At 57.6% G+C, this 18,302-nt stretch carries 17 protein-coding genes and 1 pseudogene; 10 read left to right on the forward strand and 8 right to left on the reverse strand.

Annotated elements, in window-relative coordinates:
* The first annotated feature begins 218 nt into the window (after positions 1 to 218).
* The 6 genes from Q1J88_RS10535 to Q1J88_RS10560 all read left to right on the forward strand — a co-directional run bounded on the left by Q1J88_RS10535 (position 219) and on the right by Q1J88_RS10560 (position 6,779).
* Positions 219 to 515 (forward strand): hypothetical protein, encoded by a 297-nt coding sequence (locus Q1J88_RS10535; RefSeq protein WP_301117629.1) that lies wholly within the window; start codon positions 219 to 221, stop codon positions 513 to 515.
* A 237-nt stretch (positions 516 to 752) separates the two neighbouring features.
* Complete coding sequence (locus Q1J88_RS10540; protein ID WP_301117630.1) at positions 753 to 2,105, forward strand: amidohydrolase family protein; 1,353 nt, start codon at positions 753 to 755, stop codon at positions 2,103 to 2,105.
* Positions 2,106 to 2,108: 3 nt separating this feature from the next.
* Positions 2,109 to 2,378 carry a YtcA family lipoprotein gene (locus Q1J88_RS10545; RefSeq protein WP_301117631.1) on the forward strand — a complete coding sequence of 90 codons (270 nt, stop codon included), beginning with the start codon at positions 2,109 to 2,111 and terminating at the stop codon, positions 2,376 to 2,378.
* A 6-nt stretch (positions 2,379 to 2,384) separates the two neighbouring features.
* The gene (gene mdtN, locus Q1J88_RS10550) at positions 2,385 to 3,434 is read left to right on the forward strand and encodes a multidrug transporter subunit MdtN (RefSeq protein WP_301117632.1); all 1,050 of its coding nucleotides are present in this window, start codon (positions 2,385 to 2,387) and stop codon (positions 3,432 to 3,434) included.
* Positions 3,418 to 5,220: an FUSC family protein gene (locus tag Q1J88_RS10555; RefSeq protein WP_301117633.1), complete on the forward strand. Its 1,803-nt coding sequence runs from the start codon at positions 3,418 to 3,420 to the stop codon at positions 5,218 to 5,220. The genes mdtN and Q1J88_RS10555 overlap by 17 nt, the downstream gene beginning before the upstream one ends.
* On the forward strand, positions 5,217 to 6,779 hold the full coding sequence (locus Q1J88_RS10560; protein ID WP_301117634.1) for a TolC family protein: 1,563 nt from the start codon (positions 5,217 to 5,219) through the stop codon (positions 6,777 to 6,779). The genes Q1J88_RS10555 and Q1J88_RS10560 overlap by 4 nt, the downstream gene beginning before the upstream one ends.
* Positions 6,780 to 6,788: 9 nt before the next feature.
* Here Q1J88_RS10560 and Q1J88_RS10565 read toward each other — a convergent pair whose 3' ends face one another.
* Entirely contained in the window at positions 6,789 to 8,411 is a 1,623-nt protein-coding gene (locus Q1J88_RS10565) for a Na+/H+ antiporter (RefSeq protein ID WP_301117635.1), read from the reverse strand.
* 77 nt (positions 8,412 to 8,488) lie between these two features.
* Here Q1J88_RS10565 and Q1J88_RS10570 point away from each other — a divergent pair, with 77 nt between their 5' ends.
* The 3 genes from Q1J88_RS10570 to Q1J88_RS10580 all read left to right on the forward strand — a co-directional run bounded on the left by Q1J88_RS10570 (position 8,489) and on the right by Q1J88_RS10580 (position 10,628).
* Complete coding sequence (locus Q1J88_RS10570) at positions 8,489 to 9,649, forward strand: linear amide C-N hydrolase (RefSeq protein WP_301117636.1); 1,161 nt, start codon at positions 8,489 to 8,491, stop codon at positions 9,647 to 9,649.
* A gap of 148 nt (positions 9,650 to 9,797) precedes the next feature.
* Entirely contained in the window at positions 9,798 to 10,289 is a 492-nt protein-coding gene (locus Q1J88_RS10575; protein WP_301117637.1) for an Hsp20/alpha crystallin family protein, read from the forward strand.
* Between the two features lie 147 nt (positions 10,290 to 10,436).
* A complete protein-coding gene (locus tag Q1J88_RS10580) occupies positions 10,437 to 10,628 on the forward strand; it encodes a hypothetical protein (protein ID WP_301117638.1) in 192 nt (63 codons plus the stop codon).
* Between the two features lie 17 nt (positions 10,629 to 10,645).
* Here Q1J88_RS10580 and Q1J88_RS10585 read toward each other — a convergent pair whose 3' ends face one another.
* Both Q1J88_RS10585 and Q1J88_RS10590 read right to left on the reverse strand, forming a co-directional pair.
* On the reverse strand, positions 10,646 to 11,803 hold the full coding sequence (locus Q1J88_RS10585; protein WP_301117639.1) for a GGDEF domain-containing protein: 1,158 nt from the start codon (positions 11,801 to 11,803) through the stop codon (positions 10,646 to 10,648).
* A 26-nt stretch (positions 11,804 to 11,829) separates the two neighbouring features.
* Complete coding sequence (locus Q1J88_RS10590) at positions 11,830 to 13,893, reverse strand: bifunctional diguanylate cyclase/phosphodiesterase (protein ID WP_301117640.1); 2,064 nt, start codon at positions 13,891 to 13,893, stop codon at positions 11,830 to 11,832.
* A gap of 177 nt (positions 13,894 to 14,070) precedes the next feature.
* Here Q1J88_RS10590 and Q1J88_RS10595 point away from each other — a divergent pair, with 177 nt between their 5' ends.
* Positions 14,071 to 14,790: a methyltransferase domain-containing protein gene (locus Q1J88_RS10595; protein ID WP_301117641.1), complete on the forward strand. Its 720-nt coding sequence runs from the start codon at positions 14,071 to 14,073 to the stop codon at positions 14,788 to 14,790.
* Positions 14,791 to 14,793: 3 nt separating this feature from the next.
* Here Q1J88_RS10595 and Q1J88_RS10600 read toward each other — a convergent pair whose 3' ends face one another.
* The 5 genes and pseudogenes from Q1J88_RS10600 to Q1J88_RS10620 form a co-directional block, all read right to left on the reverse strand.
* Positions 14,794 to 14,931, reverse strand: a complete 138-nt coding sequence (locus tag Q1J88_RS10600) for a helix-turn-helix domain-containing protein (RefSeq protein ID WP_301117642.1) — start codon at positions 14,929 to 14,931, stop codon at positions 14,794 to 14,796.
* 3 nt (positions 14,932 to 14,934) lie between these two features.
* Complete coding sequence (locus Q1J88_RS10605; protein WP_301117643.1) at positions 14,935 to 15,792, reverse strand: AraC family transcriptional regulator; 858 nt, start codon at positions 15,790 to 15,792, stop codon at positions 14,935 to 14,937.
* A gap of 120 nt (positions 15,793 to 15,912) precedes the next feature.
* Positions 15,913 to 16,422 (reverse strand): flavin reductase family protein, encoded by a 510-nt coding sequence (locus tag Q1J88_RS10610; protein ID WP_301117644.1) that lies wholly within the window; start codon positions 16,420 to 16,422, stop codon positions 15,913 to 15,915.
* Entirely contained in the window at positions 16,419 to 17,516 is a 1,098-nt protein-coding gene (locus Q1J88_RS10615; RefSeq protein ID WP_301117645.1) for an LLM class flavin-dependent oxidoreductase, read from the reverse strand. The genes Q1J88_RS10610 and Q1J88_RS10615 overlap by 4 nt, the downstream gene beginning before the upstream one ends.
* Before the next feature lie 128 nt (positions 17,517 to 17,644).
* Positions 17,645 to 18,302 (reverse strand): annotated as a pseudogene (locus Q1J88_RS10620) (metal-dependent hydrolase); the annotation flags it as partial.

Here is an 18,302-nt window from a genome sequence, read left to right on the forward strand (position 1 = left end):
CTACCGAATTCGATCCTTGATCATCAAGCCCAACATCACTGTCCAAAGTTGTTGGATCAGTCCACACGAGGGTTGGGGGTGTTCTTGGAGCTATGGTCTCAGCTTGTGCTCACACACTGTGCAATCCGATTTAGTATGCGGCTAACGAGTTCGGTGCAACGCGATGTCGGGCACACTATTCGAACGGCCGTCTTTTTATTTTCTGAAGGAACTTCAGCATGTCAAAAAAAAGCCTACTGGCGCTACTTGCTCTGGCCATCGCTGGATGTTCGGCTGATGCGCCGAGCGAACAGCAGGTAAAGCAGGCATTGTCTGACCATTACACGACTGCACAAGGAGGGGCGGAGCTTCAGCGGGCCCTGGATAACGAAGTGGCTGTAAACGATTGCCGCAAGAGCGGGGAAGAATATCGCTGCCTGATCGAGAACAAGGCATTGGGCTCATCTACCCCGATGTATTTTGCCTACGACAAGTCAAACAAGAAGTGGCGGTATATAAGGTCGGATTCCCAGTAAGTCTGGCCTTGGTCCAACTTGCGTGACAAAATGATACATGCGTCTTTGCGGCGCGATACAGGCTGCCGCAACCAATGATGGCCGTAAGGCCGCAGAATGGCATTCCGCCTGAACTCAATCAGGAGTACCTTCGCATTGTTTGAGAACCGAATTGGATCCCGGCGCGCGACACCGTTCTTGCCTTGCGCATGCTGCAACCCGGTTAGCCAGAAGTTGTTTGCACGTATCGAAAAGGGCTTGTCGCGACGGTCAATCTTGAAGGGAATAGCGGCCAGTCTCGTCGCGCCTGCTGCGGGTCTCAATGGCATGGCGTTTGCCCAGTCTTCCGGTAAACCGATCCGATTGAAAAATGCACGCATCTTCGACGGCGTGGGCAGCGCTTTGATAGACGGCCGTGACGTATTGGTGCACGACGGCCGCATCAAGGATATTATCGGCGCGGCCGATACCGTTTCCGAGGCCGAGGTCATTGATTGCGGTGGCGGCACATTGATGCCCGGCATGATCGACGCACACTGGCATTCAATTCTGGCAGGCATTTCGCAGGCTACGGCAATGACTGCCGACATTCCCTACATACATCTGGTGGCGGCACAGGAAGCCGAACGTACTGTGCTGCGCGGATTCACAACGGTAAGGGATGTTGGTGGCCCTTCATTCGCGCTCAAGCGTGCGATTGATGAAGGGCGTCTTGCGGGTCCGCGCATCTATCCGTCTGGAGCCATGATCTCGCAAACGTCCGGGCACGGCGATTTTCGCCTGCGCGCCGAGGTCCCGCGCAGTGCGCAAGCCGATCTCAGCCTGGCAGAGAAAGCCGGCATAGCCGTTATCGCTGATGGCGATCATGAGGTCCTGCGCCGCGTTCGCGAGCAGCTTATGCTCGGAGCCAGTCAGATCAAGATCATGGGTGGCGGCGGTGTGGCGTCTGCTTATGATCCGATCGACGCGCTTCAATATTCGCCTGCCGAGATGAAGGCCGCCGTCTCGGCAGCGGCCGATTGGGGAACCTATGTCTGTGTTCATACGTACACCTCGGCCGGCATACAGCGTGCGCTGGAAAGCGGTGTCAAATCAATCGAGCATGGCCAGCTCACCGACGAAGAAACAGTTAAGCGTATGGCGGATGCCGGCGTGTGGTGGAGCATACAACCCTTTCTGGCCGATGAAGACGCCAACACCTATGCGTCTCCAGAGCAGCGTGAACAGCAGAAAATGATCGCCGAAGGAACTGTCCGGGCCGTGGAGTGGGGGCGCAAGTATAAAGTCAAGATGGCGCTTGGTACCGACATACTGTTCAATCCAAAAGGAACTGGCAGTCAGGGCAGGCAGCTGGCCAAGTTTGCCCGCTGGTATGACAACGCCGAGGTCCTTCGGATGCTGACCAGCGGAAACGCAGACCTGGCAGCGCTTTCTGGCAAGCGCAATCCCTACCCTGCAAAGCTTGGCAGAATCGAAGCCGGCGCCTATGCGGACATTCTTGTTCTGGACGGCAACCCGCTAGAAGACATATCCCTGATTGCCAACCCCGAAACCTCGATGCTGCTGATCATGAAGGACGGCCGCGTTATCAAGAATTTGCTTGGTGCCTGAAAGATGCAGCAGCGCTTTGTCTTTTTGCCGTTGGCGGTGATGATGGCGGCCTTGGCGGGATGCGGCTCCACGCGTGCACCTTCCATTTATGTGGCCGGCTCCTATTTTCCGGCGTGGCTGCTATGCGCGGTTGCCGGCATAGTGGGCGCGTTTCTTGTGCGCGTGGCTTTTGTCCGGCTTTCTCTGGACGATATTCTGCCCCTGCGCTCGCTGCTTTACACGTGTATTGCCATCCTGATCGCATTGATCATTGGCCTGGGTTTTTTTTATTGAATGACCATGCAGACAGCTACACATCGCGACAACAAAAAAAAGTGGGGATGGATGGTAGCGAGCCTCGTTCTGTTTCTCACTTTGCTGCTTGGCTGGCATACGTATCAGCGTTCAATATCCCATCCCTTGTCCGAGGACGCCGTCATACAGGCAGATATCGTGCATATCAGCACGCCGGTGCCGGGCAGGGTATTGAGCTTCAATGTTCGAGAGGGCAGCCGCGTCAAGCGGGGCGACCTTTTGTTTCGCCTGGATCCCATGGTGTACCAACTGAGAGTGGAACAGGCGGAGGCCGAACTCAAGATGGCGGAAGCGGGCCTGGAAGCCAGGCGGCGAACAATCGGGGCGGAAGCAGCAAATGCGGTCGTTGCCGAAGAGCAGATCGAGCGCGCCCGTCAGAATCTTGAGCTGGCTGAACGCACGCGCCGAAGGCTAGAGCCTCTTGCCGCCAAAGGCTATGTCACGAAACAGCAACTGGATGACGCCGTTACGCTCGAGCGGGACGCCCGGGTCAGTCTGAATCAGGCACTGTCGCAAGCGCAGGCGGCACAGCATCTGGTCGGCGCCATTGAGGCGGAGGAGGCCATGGTGCAGGCAAGCCGAAGTGCTTTGGCTATTGCCCGCAAGTCTCTGGCCGATACCGAAGTGTTTGCGCCGCAGGATGGTCTGGTGGTAGGGCTGGCGGTTTCGGAAGGTGAGTACGCCGCGCCGGATCAGTCGCTATTTACCTTGATAAATACCAATAGCTGGCACGCCACCGCTTTTTTCCGCGAAACCCAACTGGCGAATATCGAGCCGGGAGCCTGCGCTTCTGTGTATGTGCTGGGAAGCCCGGATACCGTTATCAAGGGACGCGTTGAAAATATTGGCTGGGGAATCGTATCGCCGGAAATGGTCAGCTTGCCGCGCAGCCTTCCGTATGTCCAGAAATCGCTCAACTGGGTACGTGTCGCGCAGCGCTTTCCTGTGCGCATCGCCCTTGAGCCCGGACACGAGAACATCTTGCGGGTGGGTGCTTCGGCAGATGTGGTAATCGGCCGTGGCAGCGACTGCTAACGACATGTTGTTGCCATTGCTGCGCGTGGCACGAGACGAACTATTGCCTTTCGACGGCCGCTTCGGCATGGCCTGGCGGGTAGCGGCGCAATGCATGATTGCCGCTGCGGTGTTCATGACGTATGGAATCCCCATGGCCGCGATTGGCTGCTATCTGATTCTGTTCATCATGAAGCCGGACAGTACGGAAAGCTCGCTCATGGCGGTCGCGATCACGATACTTGTCAGTGTGGTGGTCATGGTCATGTTCGTGCTATTGCAGTGGACCATCGATTCGCCGCTGATGCGGATGGCGCTGCTGGTTGGTGCCTCGGTCCTGTTCTTGTATATCGGTGCGGCCAGTCAGCTTGGCCCCGTGGGAAACATCATTGCCTTGGTCATTGCCTTCATCATGACCTTGATTGGCGATGTGCCGTTTGGCGAAGTGGCAACCCGTGGTTTGCTCTACGCCTGGCTGATGGCGGCGGTGCCGATGGGACTGGTGATACTTTTCAATATGTTCTTCGGCCGCTCGTCCCTGACGCTGCTGCGCAATGCCCTTGAAGAAAGATTGCAGGCCGCCGCAAGGGTGATCGAAGGTGAAGCGTCGCCTTGCACGCTCGACCGGCTGCTGCATCGCGGCAATGAAGAGCTGGAGAAGCAAGCTGCCTTGGCGCGCTTGGTGCATCTGGCTCCCAAATCGCAAATGCGAACTCTGACTCAGGCGATTGCCGGCAGCTACCGTCTTTTGCTTGCGGCCGCCAGTCTTTCGCCAGGCGGGTCCAGCCCCGCACGCCGGCAGCTTGCAGCGCAATGCGAGGCGGCTGCCCGGGCCTTACAGCATGGATATCCGCTTGCACCAGCAGGTGCGCATCCAGATGGACAGGACGATCTGAGCGACGTTCGCGATGCGCTTGCCCGACTGGCGCCAGAGGCCGCGCCGGAGCAAAAAAAGCACAGCGCAGAAAAGAAAGGCTTCTTTTTTGAAGATGCACGGAGCAACCCCGCTTACCTGCACTTCGCACTGCGAACCACGGCCGCTGCGGTGATCTGCTATTTGATCTACACAGCAATCGGCTGGCAGGACATCCATACGGCCATGGTCACCTGCTACGTGGCGGCGCTGGGGTCTACCGCTGAAACGGTACACAAACTGTTCTTGCGCATCGTCGGCTGCCTTATTGGCGCTGCCATGGGCATTGCGGCCATCGTTTTCGTCATTCCAAACATCACTTCGATTGGCGGGTTAATGGTGCTGGTGTTCGTGGGCATACTGGTCGCGGGCTGGGTAACGGCGGGCAGCGAGCGTATTTCGTATGCCGGAGTACAGATCGGCCTTGCATTCTTGTTGACGGTTCTGCAAGGCTACGGTCCGGACGTGAAAATGGCCGTTGCCGGCGATCGCGTCGTCGGCATTTTGCTGGGCAATGTTGTGATGTTCATACTGTTCACGAAATTATGGCCGGTAGGCATGGTTTCCTCACTGGCCCCGCGGCTGCGTCAAACCCTTCAACGCCTGATTGCCATTGCCACTCCAGACCGTCGCGATGACCCACGAATCCAGGACATTTCCACTGTAATGGCCGAGCTGAACACTGCAAAGGAAGCTTTGCAGCTGGTTTTGTTCGAACCGCGAAAGCTTCACCCGGCAGATAGCGACGTCGTCACGTTGCGTGAGGTTATCCGCAAGGCCACACACATCTGCCGCCTGGCTGCCTTGAAGACAACCAGGCGGTCACCTGAGTATGACCAGGCCGTCAGTGAGCTTCCTGATCTTTTGCGTACCGTAGAGCGTAGCGTTTCATGAATACCCCTGATCACCCGCCGCACGGCCGACACCCGGCTATTGCCGCTTTGACGCGCATGCTTGGTGTCACATTGGCATGCTTGGCCACCGCCAGCTGTGCTGTTGACGCCCTTGACCGGGCGCCTGCTTCTGCCCTTGAACCCTGGCGGCCTGCACAGCCCGACCCACTTGCTAATGCGGCAGGTAGCGACGCGGGGACTGCGTCGCCGGAAGGCTTCGGAGTTGGCGCCGACCCCCGCATTGCAGAACGGCATCAAGGTCCGGATCTTGATCCGGACACCGTCTATTCATTGCCGCAGCTGATTGATATTGCTCAGCGCGAACATCCCTCGACCCGAATGGCCTGGAACCGGGCGCGGCAGGCGGCCTTGGCTGTCGGAATGGCCGAGGCCACGTTCCTTCCACGTCTTTCAGCTAACGTCATCGGCGGTTGGCAGCGCACCAGCACTCCTTCTCCGCTTACATTCGATGGACGGCTTTCTGATATAGAAACGAATCTGCACGGCGCTGCGCCTTTCCTGGCCCTGGAATGGCTGCTATTTGATTTCGGGCAAAGGCGGGCTTTAACCGAAGCCGCTGAACACGCATCTTTTGCCGCCAATGTGCTTTATAACGGCGCTCATCAGCGCATCATTCACGACGTCACACATGCTTTTTATACGTACGCTGCGGCCCATTCGAAACTGAAGGTCGCAGAAGAAGCGCTTGTCAACAGCCGTCGCGTCCTCAAAGCCGCTCAAGAGCGCCTGCAGGCAGGCCTGGCGACGACGGTGGAGCTTGCTCTGGCGCGGCAACAAGTGGCTCAGGCGGAACTGCGCAGGGTGAATGCGCAAGGGGTCGAGCGCAATACCTATCAGGGCCTGCTGGCCGCTGCCGGTCTGCCGCCCACAAGTCGAATTCGGATTGGCGGACTGAAGGAGCGAGAGTTGCCGCGCACGACTGTGTCCCTGACCCACGACGCTATTCAAGGGGCGCTGGCCAGGCGGCCCGATCTGCAGGCAAGTTACGCTGCACTGGCCGCGGCCAAGGCAGGAGTCACGGCAGCGGAAGCCGACTTCCTTCCCAAGGTTTATCTTGCTGCGATTGCGGGGGGGAATAGAAATCGCTTTGAGGTGGGGCATTTGCCCGGCATCCAGCATCGTTCATCCACGTCGGCCGTTCTGGTGGGTGTAACTTTGCCCCTGTACGACGCGGGCATGCGCGCCGCACGGTTGAAAGACGCAGAGATTCAGGTTGATAACGCGAAGAAGACATTTGAAGAAGTGCAACGAGACATCGTGCGGGAGATAGTTCTGGCCGAATCGACCCTGATTTCTGCGTTGGAAAGCTATCATGCCGCCGGCGAACTGGTGGAGGTCGCTTCGGTTGCCCACGATGCGGCGCTGGAAGCCTACCAGCATGGAGTGGGAACGATAACTGTCGTCACGGAAACCGCTACCAGCCTGCTCGATGCCCGCGAAGCCCGGTTGGATGCCTATGCTGCGTCGCTTTCGGCCGCCGCGAACCTTGCATTTGTAATGGGCAGGATGACATCGCAGCGCGAATCCTGGATCAACTGAACCTGGTGCCTACAAACGCAGTTCGTCTGCGTCAAGTCGCTCGATCATCTCCCGAGCGAGCGCGTCGGAAATCGTGCGCTGGACAGCCAATTTGGCTATCGCGTTCCGGGCTGCTTCAAGTGCGGCCCGATGCATCCTTATTTCTGCAAGACGCTCGTTATGGATTTGTACGTCACTGTCGGAGGCGGCAGAAATTTGCAGCGCGTCTTCCAGGGCGGACAAGATCCGAGGGGCCGTGTCCTGGCGTACGCGCTCTGCTTCGGCGTTCGAAACACGTTCAAGGGCGTTTATCTCTCTGTTCAACGATTCACGAACCGCTGCATGGGCCGCGTTCTGAGCGGCTTGGCGTTGCGATTTGTAGGGTACCGTGGCGGCCGGCATGCCGCGCACCAGCAGGGGCAGCCCCACACTGGCGACCACCAATGAAATGATGATGACGCTTGAGGCGAGGAAAATCGCCAGGTCGCGGGCCGGGAAAGGTTCGCCCGATTCGAGCAGAAGAGGCAAGGTCATGACGCCGGCCAGGGTTACTGCTCCGCGTACTCCGCCCACGCTCAGGATCAGCAAGGCACGCAGGGAATGATCGCTGCCGGATTGGAGGCGTAGCCGGCGCGACAGCATCAGGCAGGCGTAGATCCAGCCAAAGCGCAGGGCAGCCAGCACCACGCAAATCACTACTGCATACACGGCCAGCCAAAGCGGGTTCTGGTGTCCGCTTTGCTCGACGGCGGTTCTGGCTCCCTCGAAAATCCGCGGCAACTGTTCACCCAACAAGACAAAAATGATTCCGTTAAGGGCGAACTGGATCATGTCCCAGATTGCACGACGACGCACACGGGTGGTGGCGCTTACCCGGCCCGAGAGTTCGCTGTGGCTCTTTACCAGGCCCGCTGCGACGGCTGCCAGGATGCCCGAGGCGTTCAGCATTTCGGCAACGAAGTACGCCGCAAACGGAATCAGCAGGCTTAACAGCACGGCTGGGCCGGGCTCTTCGCCAAAGCGTTCCGTGAAGTAATTGCTTAGAAGCGCAACGCCATAAGCCACCAGCGCCCCAGACAGGAGCCCCACTACGGACACCCAGACAAAAGAGCCCGCTGCAGAGGACAAGGCAAAGGTTCCAGTGGTGGCTGCGACGACCGCAACCCGGAAGGCGACCAGGCCGCTGGCATCATTAAACAGCGCCTCGCCTTCGATCAGCCCCATTATCCGATTCGGGATTCCGAGCTTGCGTGCAATTCCTCCGACAGCAACGGCGTCGGTAGGCGAGATGATGGCGGCAAGGGCAAAGGCGACGGCCAGAGGCATTGCCGGCACCATCCAGTGCATGACATACCCGACGCCGATGACCGTCATCAGTACCAGGCCAAACGCCAAGAGGGTGACACCGACCCAGTCCCGGCGCAGATCGTCTTTGGGGATTCGCCAGCCGTCCAGAAACAGGAGCGGGGGCAAAAACAACAGGAAGAAGACATCCGGGCTAAGCGCCACCCCCTGCTCAAAGACTCCGGCGATCAGCATGCCCAGTGCGATCTGGACCAGCGGCAGGGGAATCGGCACGGGAATAATGCGTACAAATATCCCGCTGACCAGCACTGCCGCCAACATGGTCAGAGCTATATGGATGCTTTCCACGCAGAGTTCCTAAACAATGTGACAATCGCAGCTTATCGTATGATGCGACCAATCCAGATAGATGACGGGAGTATAAATTGAAAAACAAGTCTGATTTGCGGCGCACCGCCTTGGCCTGCGCGCTGGCTGTTGCCCTGGCGCAGTCTTCCATTGCCCAGGCGTGTACTTCGCTCTTGTACACCGATGCATCGGGTGCTCCTTACTCGGGCCGGACAATGGAGCTTCCCATGGAGCTTCCCTACCAGGCCTCTTATTTCCCGAAAGGCTGGACTTTCGATTCTGATGCCGGCAAACACGCCGAACTGTCCTTTCAGGGCAAGTACGCCTTCGTCTCGATCACTGTGCCTGATCCACTCACGAAGCAGCTCAAGGTGGTTGAAGGCTTGAACGAACAGGGCCTGAGCTTCAGTCTGCTCGCCTTCGCCAACACCCAGGGGCCAAAAGATATGGTGGCGAATACTCAGAAAGTGTTGGCGGCCATTGATCTGGGCGCCTGGACGCTTTCCCGGTTCAAGGATGTCAACGAGGTAAAGGCCGCGTTGAAGCGTCAACCAGTGATGGTTACCGCCCTGTTGCCACTGGATCTGCTGAAAACCCCCTTTCATTACACCTTGCACGATGCCAGTGGTGCGTCGCTGGTCATCGAGTTTGCCGACGGCAAAATGCAGGTGCTCGATAACCCGCTGGGTGTCATGACCAACGGCCCGGAGTTTTCCTGGCACATGACCAACCTGAATAACTACACATTCCTCAGCAACAAGGACCAATCGCAACTGGAATTGGCGGGCATCAAGTTCAGGCAGCCTGACTCCGGCATTGCCACGGCAGGGTTGCCGGCCTCTAACACATCGGTCGGCCGATTTGTCCGGGCAGTGTATTACTCTCAGTTTGCCGAGAAAGCCGAAACCCCCGACCGGGCGGTAAAGACGCTTGCGCACGTCATGAACAATTTTGATCGTCCCCGTGGCATCACGATCGACAATCGGCTTGAAGATGGCATTGAAAACATCACCGCTCCGGGTGTTACAGGGCAGCCCTTGTATTCGTCCGAGTACACCTCCTGGACAGCGATGTCAGACTTACGGCGACTCCGCTTCAGCGTTCGAACCTACGACAGTCTCAATTATGTTGAGTTCGACCTGGCGGCATTGAAAGACCAGGCTGAACACACGAGCGTAGCGCTTGCCTCCGTTCCGGTCGACATCACCGCGGGTGCCGAGTTGCTGAAGAAAAAATAATGTACAAGGGGGGCAATGCTGCATCGCCCCCTTGAAATGTCAGCAAGCATCCCCATATTGGCATTGAAGCTTCAGTACTGTCGGACGCCCAGGTTCGGCAAGCAATACCGAGCCCGCGTCTCAACCACTTGTTTACAGGAGGTTAAAGATGAGTGTTCGAAACTTGATCCCTTGGGGCCGCCGGACCCCTGCCTCGGACGATAGCCTGCATCCTGTCGTGTCGTTGCAGCGTGAAATGAACCGCCTGTTCGACGACATGTTCCGAGGTTTTGACATGAGCTTTCCTGCCGATTTCGGTGCCCGCGCGCTGAACGGCTCCTGGCCGCGCCTGGAAGTAAGCGATGACGATGACGCGGTACGCGTATCGGCCGAGTTGCCGGGCATGGAAGAGAAGGACGTCGAGATCCTGCTCGAAGATAACGTTCTGACGATCCGGGGCGAGACCAGTTCGCACACCGAAGACTCCAAAAAGCAATTTTCTGAACGTTATTACGGCCGCTTTGAGCGCCGCATACAGCTGGGCCATGAAGTCGAAGAGGACAAGGTCAAGGCCACGTTGAAAAACGGAGTGCTTGAAGTGGTGCTTCCAAAAGACAAATCTGCGAGTCCGCGTGTCAAGCGCATCGCCCTGGAGAATTAAGGTCTTGTCGCGAGCCTGACCACTTCAGGGTTCTGGCGTCCGCGCCGTATTGAACTGTTCGCCGGCCGATTCGGGCAGTTCGTCCGGCGCGGCTTTTTATTTCTACCTTCTTCTGATAGTATTAGGGTTTACCCTTAGGAGACTGGCATGATTGAATTATTGATTCCAGTCTTGGTAGCGGCAGCTGTCGTCCTGTCTTTTGGTGCGCTGCTGCTGCTGGGACTGATCGCATTCGCAAGTGTTGATCGCAGCCCTGATGCAAACTGGATGCAGCGGCTGTTATGCCGCATGTCGTTCGAGCGTTTCGCTTGCTGCGAACCTTCCGGAAAGGCCGGTTGACAGCCAGGTTACCGGCGTCAGGCCACTTCAATTCGATTTCGACCCGCTGACTTGGCCCTGTACAGGGCCTGGTCGGCACGCCTCAAAATATCCTCAAAGCATTTGTCGTCGTGCCGACGTGTGGCCACGCCGGTAGACACGGTGATGGGCACGATCTGATCCCCCCATTTGAAGTTTCCCTGTTCAATCGATAACCGCATGCGATCAGCAGCAGCGCGAGCGCGTGTGGAATCCATATCGCCGAACAGCACGGTGAACTCTTCTCCCCCTGATCTTGCCACCATGTCGTTGGCACGGGTCTCGGCGCGCAGGCGGTTGGCCACATGTACCAGGGCCCGGTCGCCCGCTTCATGTCCGTAGTGATCATTCAGCGACTTGAAAACGTCGATGTCGACCAACGCTACGGCAAAACCGCCTTGTGACCGAACCGCCTGGTCGAACATCTGTTCTCCACGCTGGGTCACCGAGCGTCGGTTGGGAAGGCTGGTCAGGTAGTCGGTAGCGGCGGCATGCTCGAGCTTTCCACGCAGGACATCTGAACACAACATAAGGAACCCTGTGGTACCCACAATGGGCAACATAGTCAATACGATGCTGCAGATCAGGTTCCAGCCGCTGGCTTCCTTTTCGATGATGAAATCTGACGGAATTTCTGGTGAGAGGTAGATGGACAGCCGTATGGCAACACAGACCGCCAAAAGGACCAGTAATCCGATCAGCAGATTCCGACTGGAAGAAAGGCTGGTGGAAGGGCGCCGGGTGAGCGCATGGAGCGCGACAATGGCCAATATGAACCAGGCGATCGAGACAATGATGACCCTTGTCTTGAAGTCTGGGGCGACTGCGGAAAACCAGAATATGCCCAGCGTTACTCCTATTGCCGGTCCCCATAGATGAGTGTGGAGCTTCAGGCCATGTACATTGCGCAGGGCCAGGCAATACCCGGTCAGACCGAACGCCATGGCTCCGTTTGCCAGGGTAAGCATGACTGGGCGAGGCAGGAAATCGCCCCAGGCGAACAGGGCACATCCCGCCGCTATCAGCAGGGTCCCCCACTGCCAGAGTCGCGCTGCGGGCCGTAACGACGTCGCCAAGCCCCGGTAGGCGATAGCCAACGCCGTACCGTTGGCAAGAATGGTTACTGAAATGATCGTAAAGACTGTCTTTGCGTCCAAGATGCGCAGATTCCGGAATGTGTGGGTTAGCTGGTGGGTTCGTGCAAATGGACGAAGGCGTCGCCGGGTACGGGACGACCGAGCAGATAACCTTGTTGCGAATCGCATCCGAGTTCGCTGAGAAATTCCTGTTGGGCAAGGGTCTCCACGCCTTCGGCCACAATCCTCAAATTGAGTGCTTTGCCCAGGGCAATGATGGCCGAGACGATGGCGGCATCTTCCGAATCCTGTATCAGCTCGCTGATGAAGCCTTGGTCGATCTTCAACTCGCTGGCCGGCAGCCGCTTGAGATACAACAGGCTGGAATAGCCGGTGCCAAAGTCGTCGATCGAAATTTTTACGCCCAGCTCGTCCAGTTGTTGCAGGATCGCCATACTGTCATCGACATTGCGCATGGCCGTGGATTCTGTAATTTCCAGAATCAGGCTATGCGGCGGCAATCCGTGTCGGGCCAGGGTTTTTCTGACCGTATCGATGAGTTCGGTGTGCGCGAACTGCAAGGGGGAAAGGTTGACCGACACCGTCCACTGGTGGCCCTGCTCGTGCCAGATCTTGAGTTGACGGCAGGCCTCATCAAGCGCCCAGTTATCGATGTCAATTATCTGGCCTGTCTTTTCGGCCGTAGGCACGAATTGGTCGGGCATGATGAGCCCGCGCTCGGGATGCTGCCAGCGCACCAGGGCTTCAGCACCTATTACCGGGCCGGTGGGGTCGTCGAACTTTGGCTGATAATGCAAGACGAGTTCGTTACGCTCTATGGCCAGGCGCAGTTCCTGAACGAGACGAAGATGCTCCTCGGCATTGGCGTTCATCGACGGATCGAAAAACGAGTATCCGTTGCGCCCCATGTCCTTGCGGTAATACATGGCTGCATCGGCGTTGACCAGCAGCGCGTGCGGGTCCTGCCCATCTTCCGGGTAAATGGCGATGCCAATGCTGGCAGAGAGCCGAAGTTCGTAATCACGAATGGTATACGGCTGCGACACGATTTCCACAATCTCGCTGGCAAGCGTCGCGATGTCTTCGGCATCGCCCCGCTGACTCAGCACTACAAATTCATCGCCGCCGAACCGCGCTACTGTGTCTTCCGGATGAACGGCCGCCCGGATGCGCTGGGCGCACTCGACCAGCAGGAAGTCGCCGACCGCATGTCCGTAGGCATCATTGACGGCCTTGAAGCCATCAAGATCCAGGAACAGGACTGTGAACCGGCTCTTGCTGCGATGGGCAGTCTCTATGGTTTGTTCGATTCGGTCGGCCAGCAAGGCCCGATTGGGCAATCGGGTCAGTGTGTCGTGCAGTGCCATGTGCTCCAGTGCCTTGTTGGCCTGGTGCAGCGACTGGTTCAATTGTCCCGTTTCCGAGACGTGGCGACTGTCGAGCAGGGAAATGATCAGGGCGATGCCCAGCACGGCCAAAGTGACCAGGGCAACAATAATGGACAGCCAGTGCGTGTCGACGCCTGCATTGGCCGCACCGCAGATACTGCCTACCGGGAAGCGGGCGGCTTCCATGCCGCTGTAATGCATGCCCACAATGGCACATCCCATCGCGATGGCGGCGATCACCTTGAGGGCGGTGCGATGGGTGGGGTCGCGGCTGAGAGACGCGGTGATCCACAGCGCTGCCCCGGACGCCGTGACGGCAATGACAAGTGACAGGGCAAACCACACCGGATCGTAAACGATACGCGGCATCATCATCATGGCTTCCATGCCCAGATAATGCATGCCCGCGACGCCGGCCCCCATGACGAGTGCACCAAAGCATAGCCGTCGCCAGGTCAGTCGCCGGCGACACGCCAGCCACAGTGCGAACGACGATGACGCAATAGCGACCAGCAACGAGATAAACGTAAGCAAAGGGTCGTAGCCAAGCTCGATGGGCAAGCTGAAGGCCAGCATGCCGATGAAGTGCATGGACCAGATGCCCAGCCCCATTGCGAAACCGCCTCCGGCAAGCCACAAGGCCATGGCCTTGCCTCGGGTTCTGCTGATTTGGGTGGCCATGCTTACTGCGGTGTAAGACGCGAGGATGGCCACGATGAAAGACGAGACGACCAGTACGGCGTCGTAGCTACTGACAAGCATTAAAGAGAGCTCTGGCAACTTATTTTGATGTTCTGGCGCGCGAGTATATCGCCCGGTTTGGCGCTAGTGTCGCATTTAAAGCGCAAGTGCGGCTCACCGTGGCATTTTTTCCGATTGGCCTTATTCAATAATATGAGCCATACTCATAATGTTCTTGTCTTACAGGAGTTATAGTTCATGGTTACCGGCGGGGCGGTCCCTGGCTACCTCACCAGAAAAGAATTAATTGAAATAAATAGTGAGGAAAAGTTACTAATTAAGTCTCTGCGCGATCGGCAGCAGTATTACGACCCTGATCAAGAAGCCCTGCGCCTGGGCATTGGTCCGGCAACATGGCCACTGTTTGGATTGCTTTGGCCGTCAGCCATTCATCTGGCCGCACGATTGGCAAAGCGGCAAGTTTGCCCTGACAAAAAAGTGCTCGAAGTCGGTTGTGGGCTGGGGCTGGCCAGCCTGGTCGGTCACCGTCGGGGGCTACAGGTTACTGCCAGCGACTGTCATCCACTCGCCGAAAAATTTCTGCGAGAAAACCTGCGTCTCAATTCGCTGTGCTCGTCCCTGAAGTATCGCCACGGGCAATGGGGTCTGGAAGAGCCCCTGACCGAAGAAGAGGCAGGGCGCCCGGTTCTTACCGGCCGGTACGACTTGATCATCGGCAGCGACCTTCTGTACGAACCTGACATGCCGGAAGCCTTGTCGGCATTTATCAATCAGCACGCCATGCCCGAAGCCGAAGTCTGGATCGTGGACCAGAACCGTGGCTATCGGCCGGCCTTCAATCGACACATGGCGGCCCATGGGTTCAAGTTGTTCAAGGACGAGCGCCTGGTGGATGAAAGCTGCAAACGCAGTGGGCGCCGCGGGTACCGCGGGCGGCTGATGAAGTATCGTCGCTAAGACCTAGAACTTGTACCGGCGCAGGGTGGCAGAAGGGAGCTCGCCGAAACGCTGTTGGTATGCCGCAGCGAACTGTCCCAGATGCCCAAAACCCCAATCAAGTGCGACCTGGGTCACAGTGGTGTCGGGTTTGGGTTGCATAAGCTAGGCGCGGGCACCATTCAGGCGAACTTCTTTAAGGTGCTGCATGGGTGATGTTTCGCGGTACTTGCGATAACCGGCAAACAGGCTGCGAATACTGATTCCGACGTGGTCGGCAATATCGCCGGCAGTCAGCGGCAGATGAGCATTGTGTTCGATAAATGCCTCGGCCCGCCTTACAAAGCCAGGTGCAATGGCAAGTTCGCGCGACGAATGCGGCGCCTGATTATGTGGAAGGGTACTGAGCAAGGAAAGCATCAGCGTTTCTTCGAACTGCGCAGCCAGAAGGGGTTGGTCGAAAAGCGTGCCCTCGGATGCCTCATTGAGCTGCCATTCGAAAAGGCGCCTCAAGGATTGAGTGGCCGGCGTGTCAAAGGGAATGGCCGGCTGAAAACTCAAGGGACCACGCGGATCGCGACCATGGTATTGAGCATACGACTGTTCGAGGGCGCTACGTTCGACGCGAATAAAGAGTTTTTCGGCATTGCGTTGGTGTCGCATGCGAAATTCGAGCTCCGGGCTGATGATGGTGCCCGTCTTGGGGTCGGACTGCACGGACTTCGAGCCGCAATGGATGCTTTCCTGGCCGGAAATGGGTAACTGAATGAGATAAAAATCGTTTAGTTTGCCCGGTTCGATGTCGACAGTGGCGCCATAAAGCATACGCCCGTAGCTGGCTTTTTGGCCGCGGCGAAAACGCAGCTCGGTATTGAGGGATTGCCTTTTTCCGACGACACGCAGGTCGTGGTCACAGAATATCTGGCTGACCTCGTAACGTACTTCGTCGGCATCCGACGAGGCGAACCGCGAGTAGCGGTTGAACATCGGTTTGCGTAAATGGGGGAAGGGTGCCGTCTGCATAAGCAATGCCTTAGCGTGGGGCGACGCACGCCCAAACTGCGTTCAAGAACGCTTTTTGGGAAGGAAAGCGATTAGTGTATCGCTAAACCTTCCCAATTACCGCACGGGTTTTCCTGTGTATCAAGTAGCGGAATCGGCAGCGAAAGTGCCGTAGCTGCCTTGCCAATAGGCGAGCGGGGCGGACTGTGTGCCAAGCTCGATGAACTTGACTGCCCCGATGATCAGGGCGTGCTCGCGGTGGAGCATTACCTTTTCGATCTCGCACGCAAAAGACGCAAGGGCATTGCGGGACAACCATACCCCTTGCTCTGTTTGCTGCCAATCGTCATCAACGTAACGATCAGACCCTTTCAGCCCCGTGCGACCCGAGAAGTTCTCGGCCACATGCTGCTGGGCGTGGCTCAGCACGTTGATGCCGAAGCTGCCGGCTTTCTCGAGTACCGGCCATGATGACGAAGAGCGGTTCACCGAGATAAGCAGTTCGGGAGGATCCATTGAAACCGACACTACCGAAGTGGCGGTCAGCCCGGTACGGCGTTCGCCGTCGTGAGCGGTAATGACGCACACGCCTCCCACCATCTGGCGCATGGCCTGGCGAAACGCCAGGTTCAGGGCATTGTCCATTTTCATGACTGCTTCTTGCGAATGCCGCGTTTCTCGAGAATGGGCAACACATTGTCGCGGAAGTACGGAAATTCGTCTGCGTAGTGGAAGAACGACAATGTCGTACCACTGAAGCCGGTTTCGTGGAGTTGAATGATGCCTTCGGCCACTTGTTCGGGCGTCCCAACCAGGGGAAAGCCCCCGTGGCCGGCTGCGAACCGTTCGCGGATCAGGGCAAGAAGGTCGTGCGGGAAGGACTGTGCGTGGGCGAATTGCAGCCGGATCAGATTATCCACAGCCGCCCAGTCGGCGTTGTCTTGCAAACTTTGCCAACCTTCCTCGGCTTCGGCCTGCGTGGGTCGACATATGACATGAGAAAAGGTAAGCACACCCACATTTCGGCCGATGTCGGTGGCCTGTTTTTTCAGTTCGGCCACTTCCTGCTTGGAGCGCTCCAGGTCGATGGCGGGCGTGAACAGGAAGTTGGCATTGCGCGACGCGAATTCTCGACCCAGACCCGAGCCGGCGGCATTGAAGATAGGCGGCAGGCTGGTGGGTTGAGGATAACCATAGGTCCGCTTCAGCTGGAAGTATTTTCCTTCCCAATCAAAGGGACCGTCATGGGTCCAGAGCTTCTGGATGATGTCGAACCATTCCTGCGCGTATCCGTAGCGGGTTTCGTGGTCGTCGGGCAGTGTCAGTCCGAGAGCTTCGTACTCGGGTTTGTTCCAGCCGGCCACGACGTTCAGGCCGACGCGATTCCCGCTCATTTGGGCGATAGTGGCCAATTGCTTGGCTACGACGACAGGATGATTGGCGGTGGTGTGAATGGTGCCAAAAACGGTGATGTTCCGCGTGTGGGCCAGAAGCGCCGTGGCCCAGGTGATTGTTTCCAACACGTAGCCATGGAAATTCGTTTCGCCGCCGTATCCAATCCAGCGCGCAATCGGCAACATGAAATCGATGCCTGCGTCGTCCAGAAGTTTGCCCAGCTTCAGGTTGCTTTCCCAGTCTGCGGGCCAGCGTCCGGGCAACTTGGATACGGTCATGCCGCCGGAACAGTTGCTTGCAAAGGTGCCCAGCAGGAATTGATCTTTTTGCAGGAAGGGATGGGTGTGCATTACCAGTCTCCGATCTGGCGCATGAAGGCGCCGTTTATAGGTTTCTTATGCCTGAAAGGTAAGGCTTGGGGCACTGGTGCGGCTATCGGTTTCGTGCATGCACTATCCAAATCGTGCAAATAGTTGGTTTATCTGCGAGAAGGTATCGAAGCGGGAAGCTGTGTCATGCGTTGGGCCCATTCCGTCTGGGGCAGTGGCGGCGTCGCAGACAACACACGATTCAGCACGGTCTTGAGCTGGGACAAGCCACGCTCCACCGGCCAGAACTGTGGCAGCTCCAGAGTCCAGCTGTCACGCGGGGAAGCCCGCCGGCCAAGCAGGAAACGGAAGGAATAGAACCCGGCGCCCAGACCCATGCGCAGATCCGACACTACGAGATGTCCGTCAATATCGTCGTAGCGCAGCCAGTCGCCCGAAAACCATCGAAGCCCATCAAGCTGCCTGGAAGGGGGTATGGAGTTGAGCAGATGACTGTTCAGAGGCTGGCGCAACCATACAGGAGCGCGAATATCCAGAACGCTGGATGTTGATTCGTAATAGTGGTCGTCAGAACCTTTCGCCACCGCCCTCCACAGCAGAATGTTGAATGGCTGCGGAGTAGAAAACATCGCTTGTACCTGGATGCCGTCGCTTTGAAGAGTCTCCCGCACCCTCGACTCCACAACCATTTTGAAAACGATCGACATCGCCAGATAGACGCAGCACCAGCCCAGTGACCACCGCATTGCCCGTCTTGCGCGCGGGCCCGGTCCTGCTATCAGCGCAACCAGCACGGCTACGGTCAGC

The sequence above is a fragment of the Pusillimonas sp. genome (assembly GCF_029263785.1).
Lineage (GTDB): Bacteria > Pseudomonadota > Gammaproteobacteria > Burkholderiales > Burkholderiaceae_B > Pusillimonas.

Bases quoted from the DNA above. Each gene is read 5' to 3' on its own strand.
- Q1J88_RS10535 (WP_301117629.1), top strand. From the start codon at position 219: ATGTCAAAAAAAAGCCTACTGGCGCTACTTGCTCTGGCCATCGCTGGA.
- Q1J88_RS10545 (WP_301117631.1), top strand. From the start codon at position 2,109: ATGCAGCAGCGCTTTGTCTTTTTGCCGTTGGCGGTGATGATGGCGGCC.
- mdtN (WP_301117632.1), top strand. From the start codon at position 2,385: ATGCAGACAGCTACACATCGCGACAACAAAAAAAAGTGGGGATGGATG.
- Q1J88_RS10560 (WP_301117634.1), top strand. From the start codon at position 5,217: ATGAATACCCCTGATCACCCGCCGCACGGCCGACACCCGGCTATTGCC.
- Q1J88_RS10575 (WP_301117637.1), top strand. From the start codon at position 9,798: ATGAGTGTTCGAAACTTGATCCCTTGGGGCCGCCGGACCCCTGCCTCG.
- Q1J88_RS10580 (WP_301117638.1), top strand. From the start codon at position 10,437: ATGATTGAATTATTGATTCCAGTCTTGGTAGCGGCAGCTGTCGTCCTG.
- Q1J88_RS10590 (WP_301117640.1), bottom strand. From the start codon at position 13,893: ATGCTTGTCAGTAGCTACGACGCCGTACTGGTCGTCTCGTCTTTCATC.
- Q1J88_RS10595 (WP_301117641.1), top strand. From the start codon at position 14,071: ATGGTTACCGGCGGGGCGGTCCCTGGCTACCTCACCAGAAAAGAATTA.
- Q1J88_RS10600 (WP_301117642.1), bottom strand. From the start codon at position 14,931: ATGCAACCCAAACCCGACACCACTGTGACCCAGGTCGCACTTGATTGG.
- Q1J88_RS10605 (WP_301117643.1), bottom strand. From the start codon at position 15,792: ATGCAGACGGCACCCTTCCCCCATTTACGCAAACCGATGTTCAACCGC.
- Q1J88_RS10610 (WP_301117644.1), bottom strand. From the start codon at position 16,422: ATGAAAATGGACAATGCCCTGAACCTGGCGTTTCGCCAGGCCATGCGC.
- Q1J88_RS10615 (WP_301117645.1), bottom strand. From the start codon at position 17,516: ATGCACACCCATCCCTTCCTGCAAAAAGATCAATTCCTGCTGGGCACC.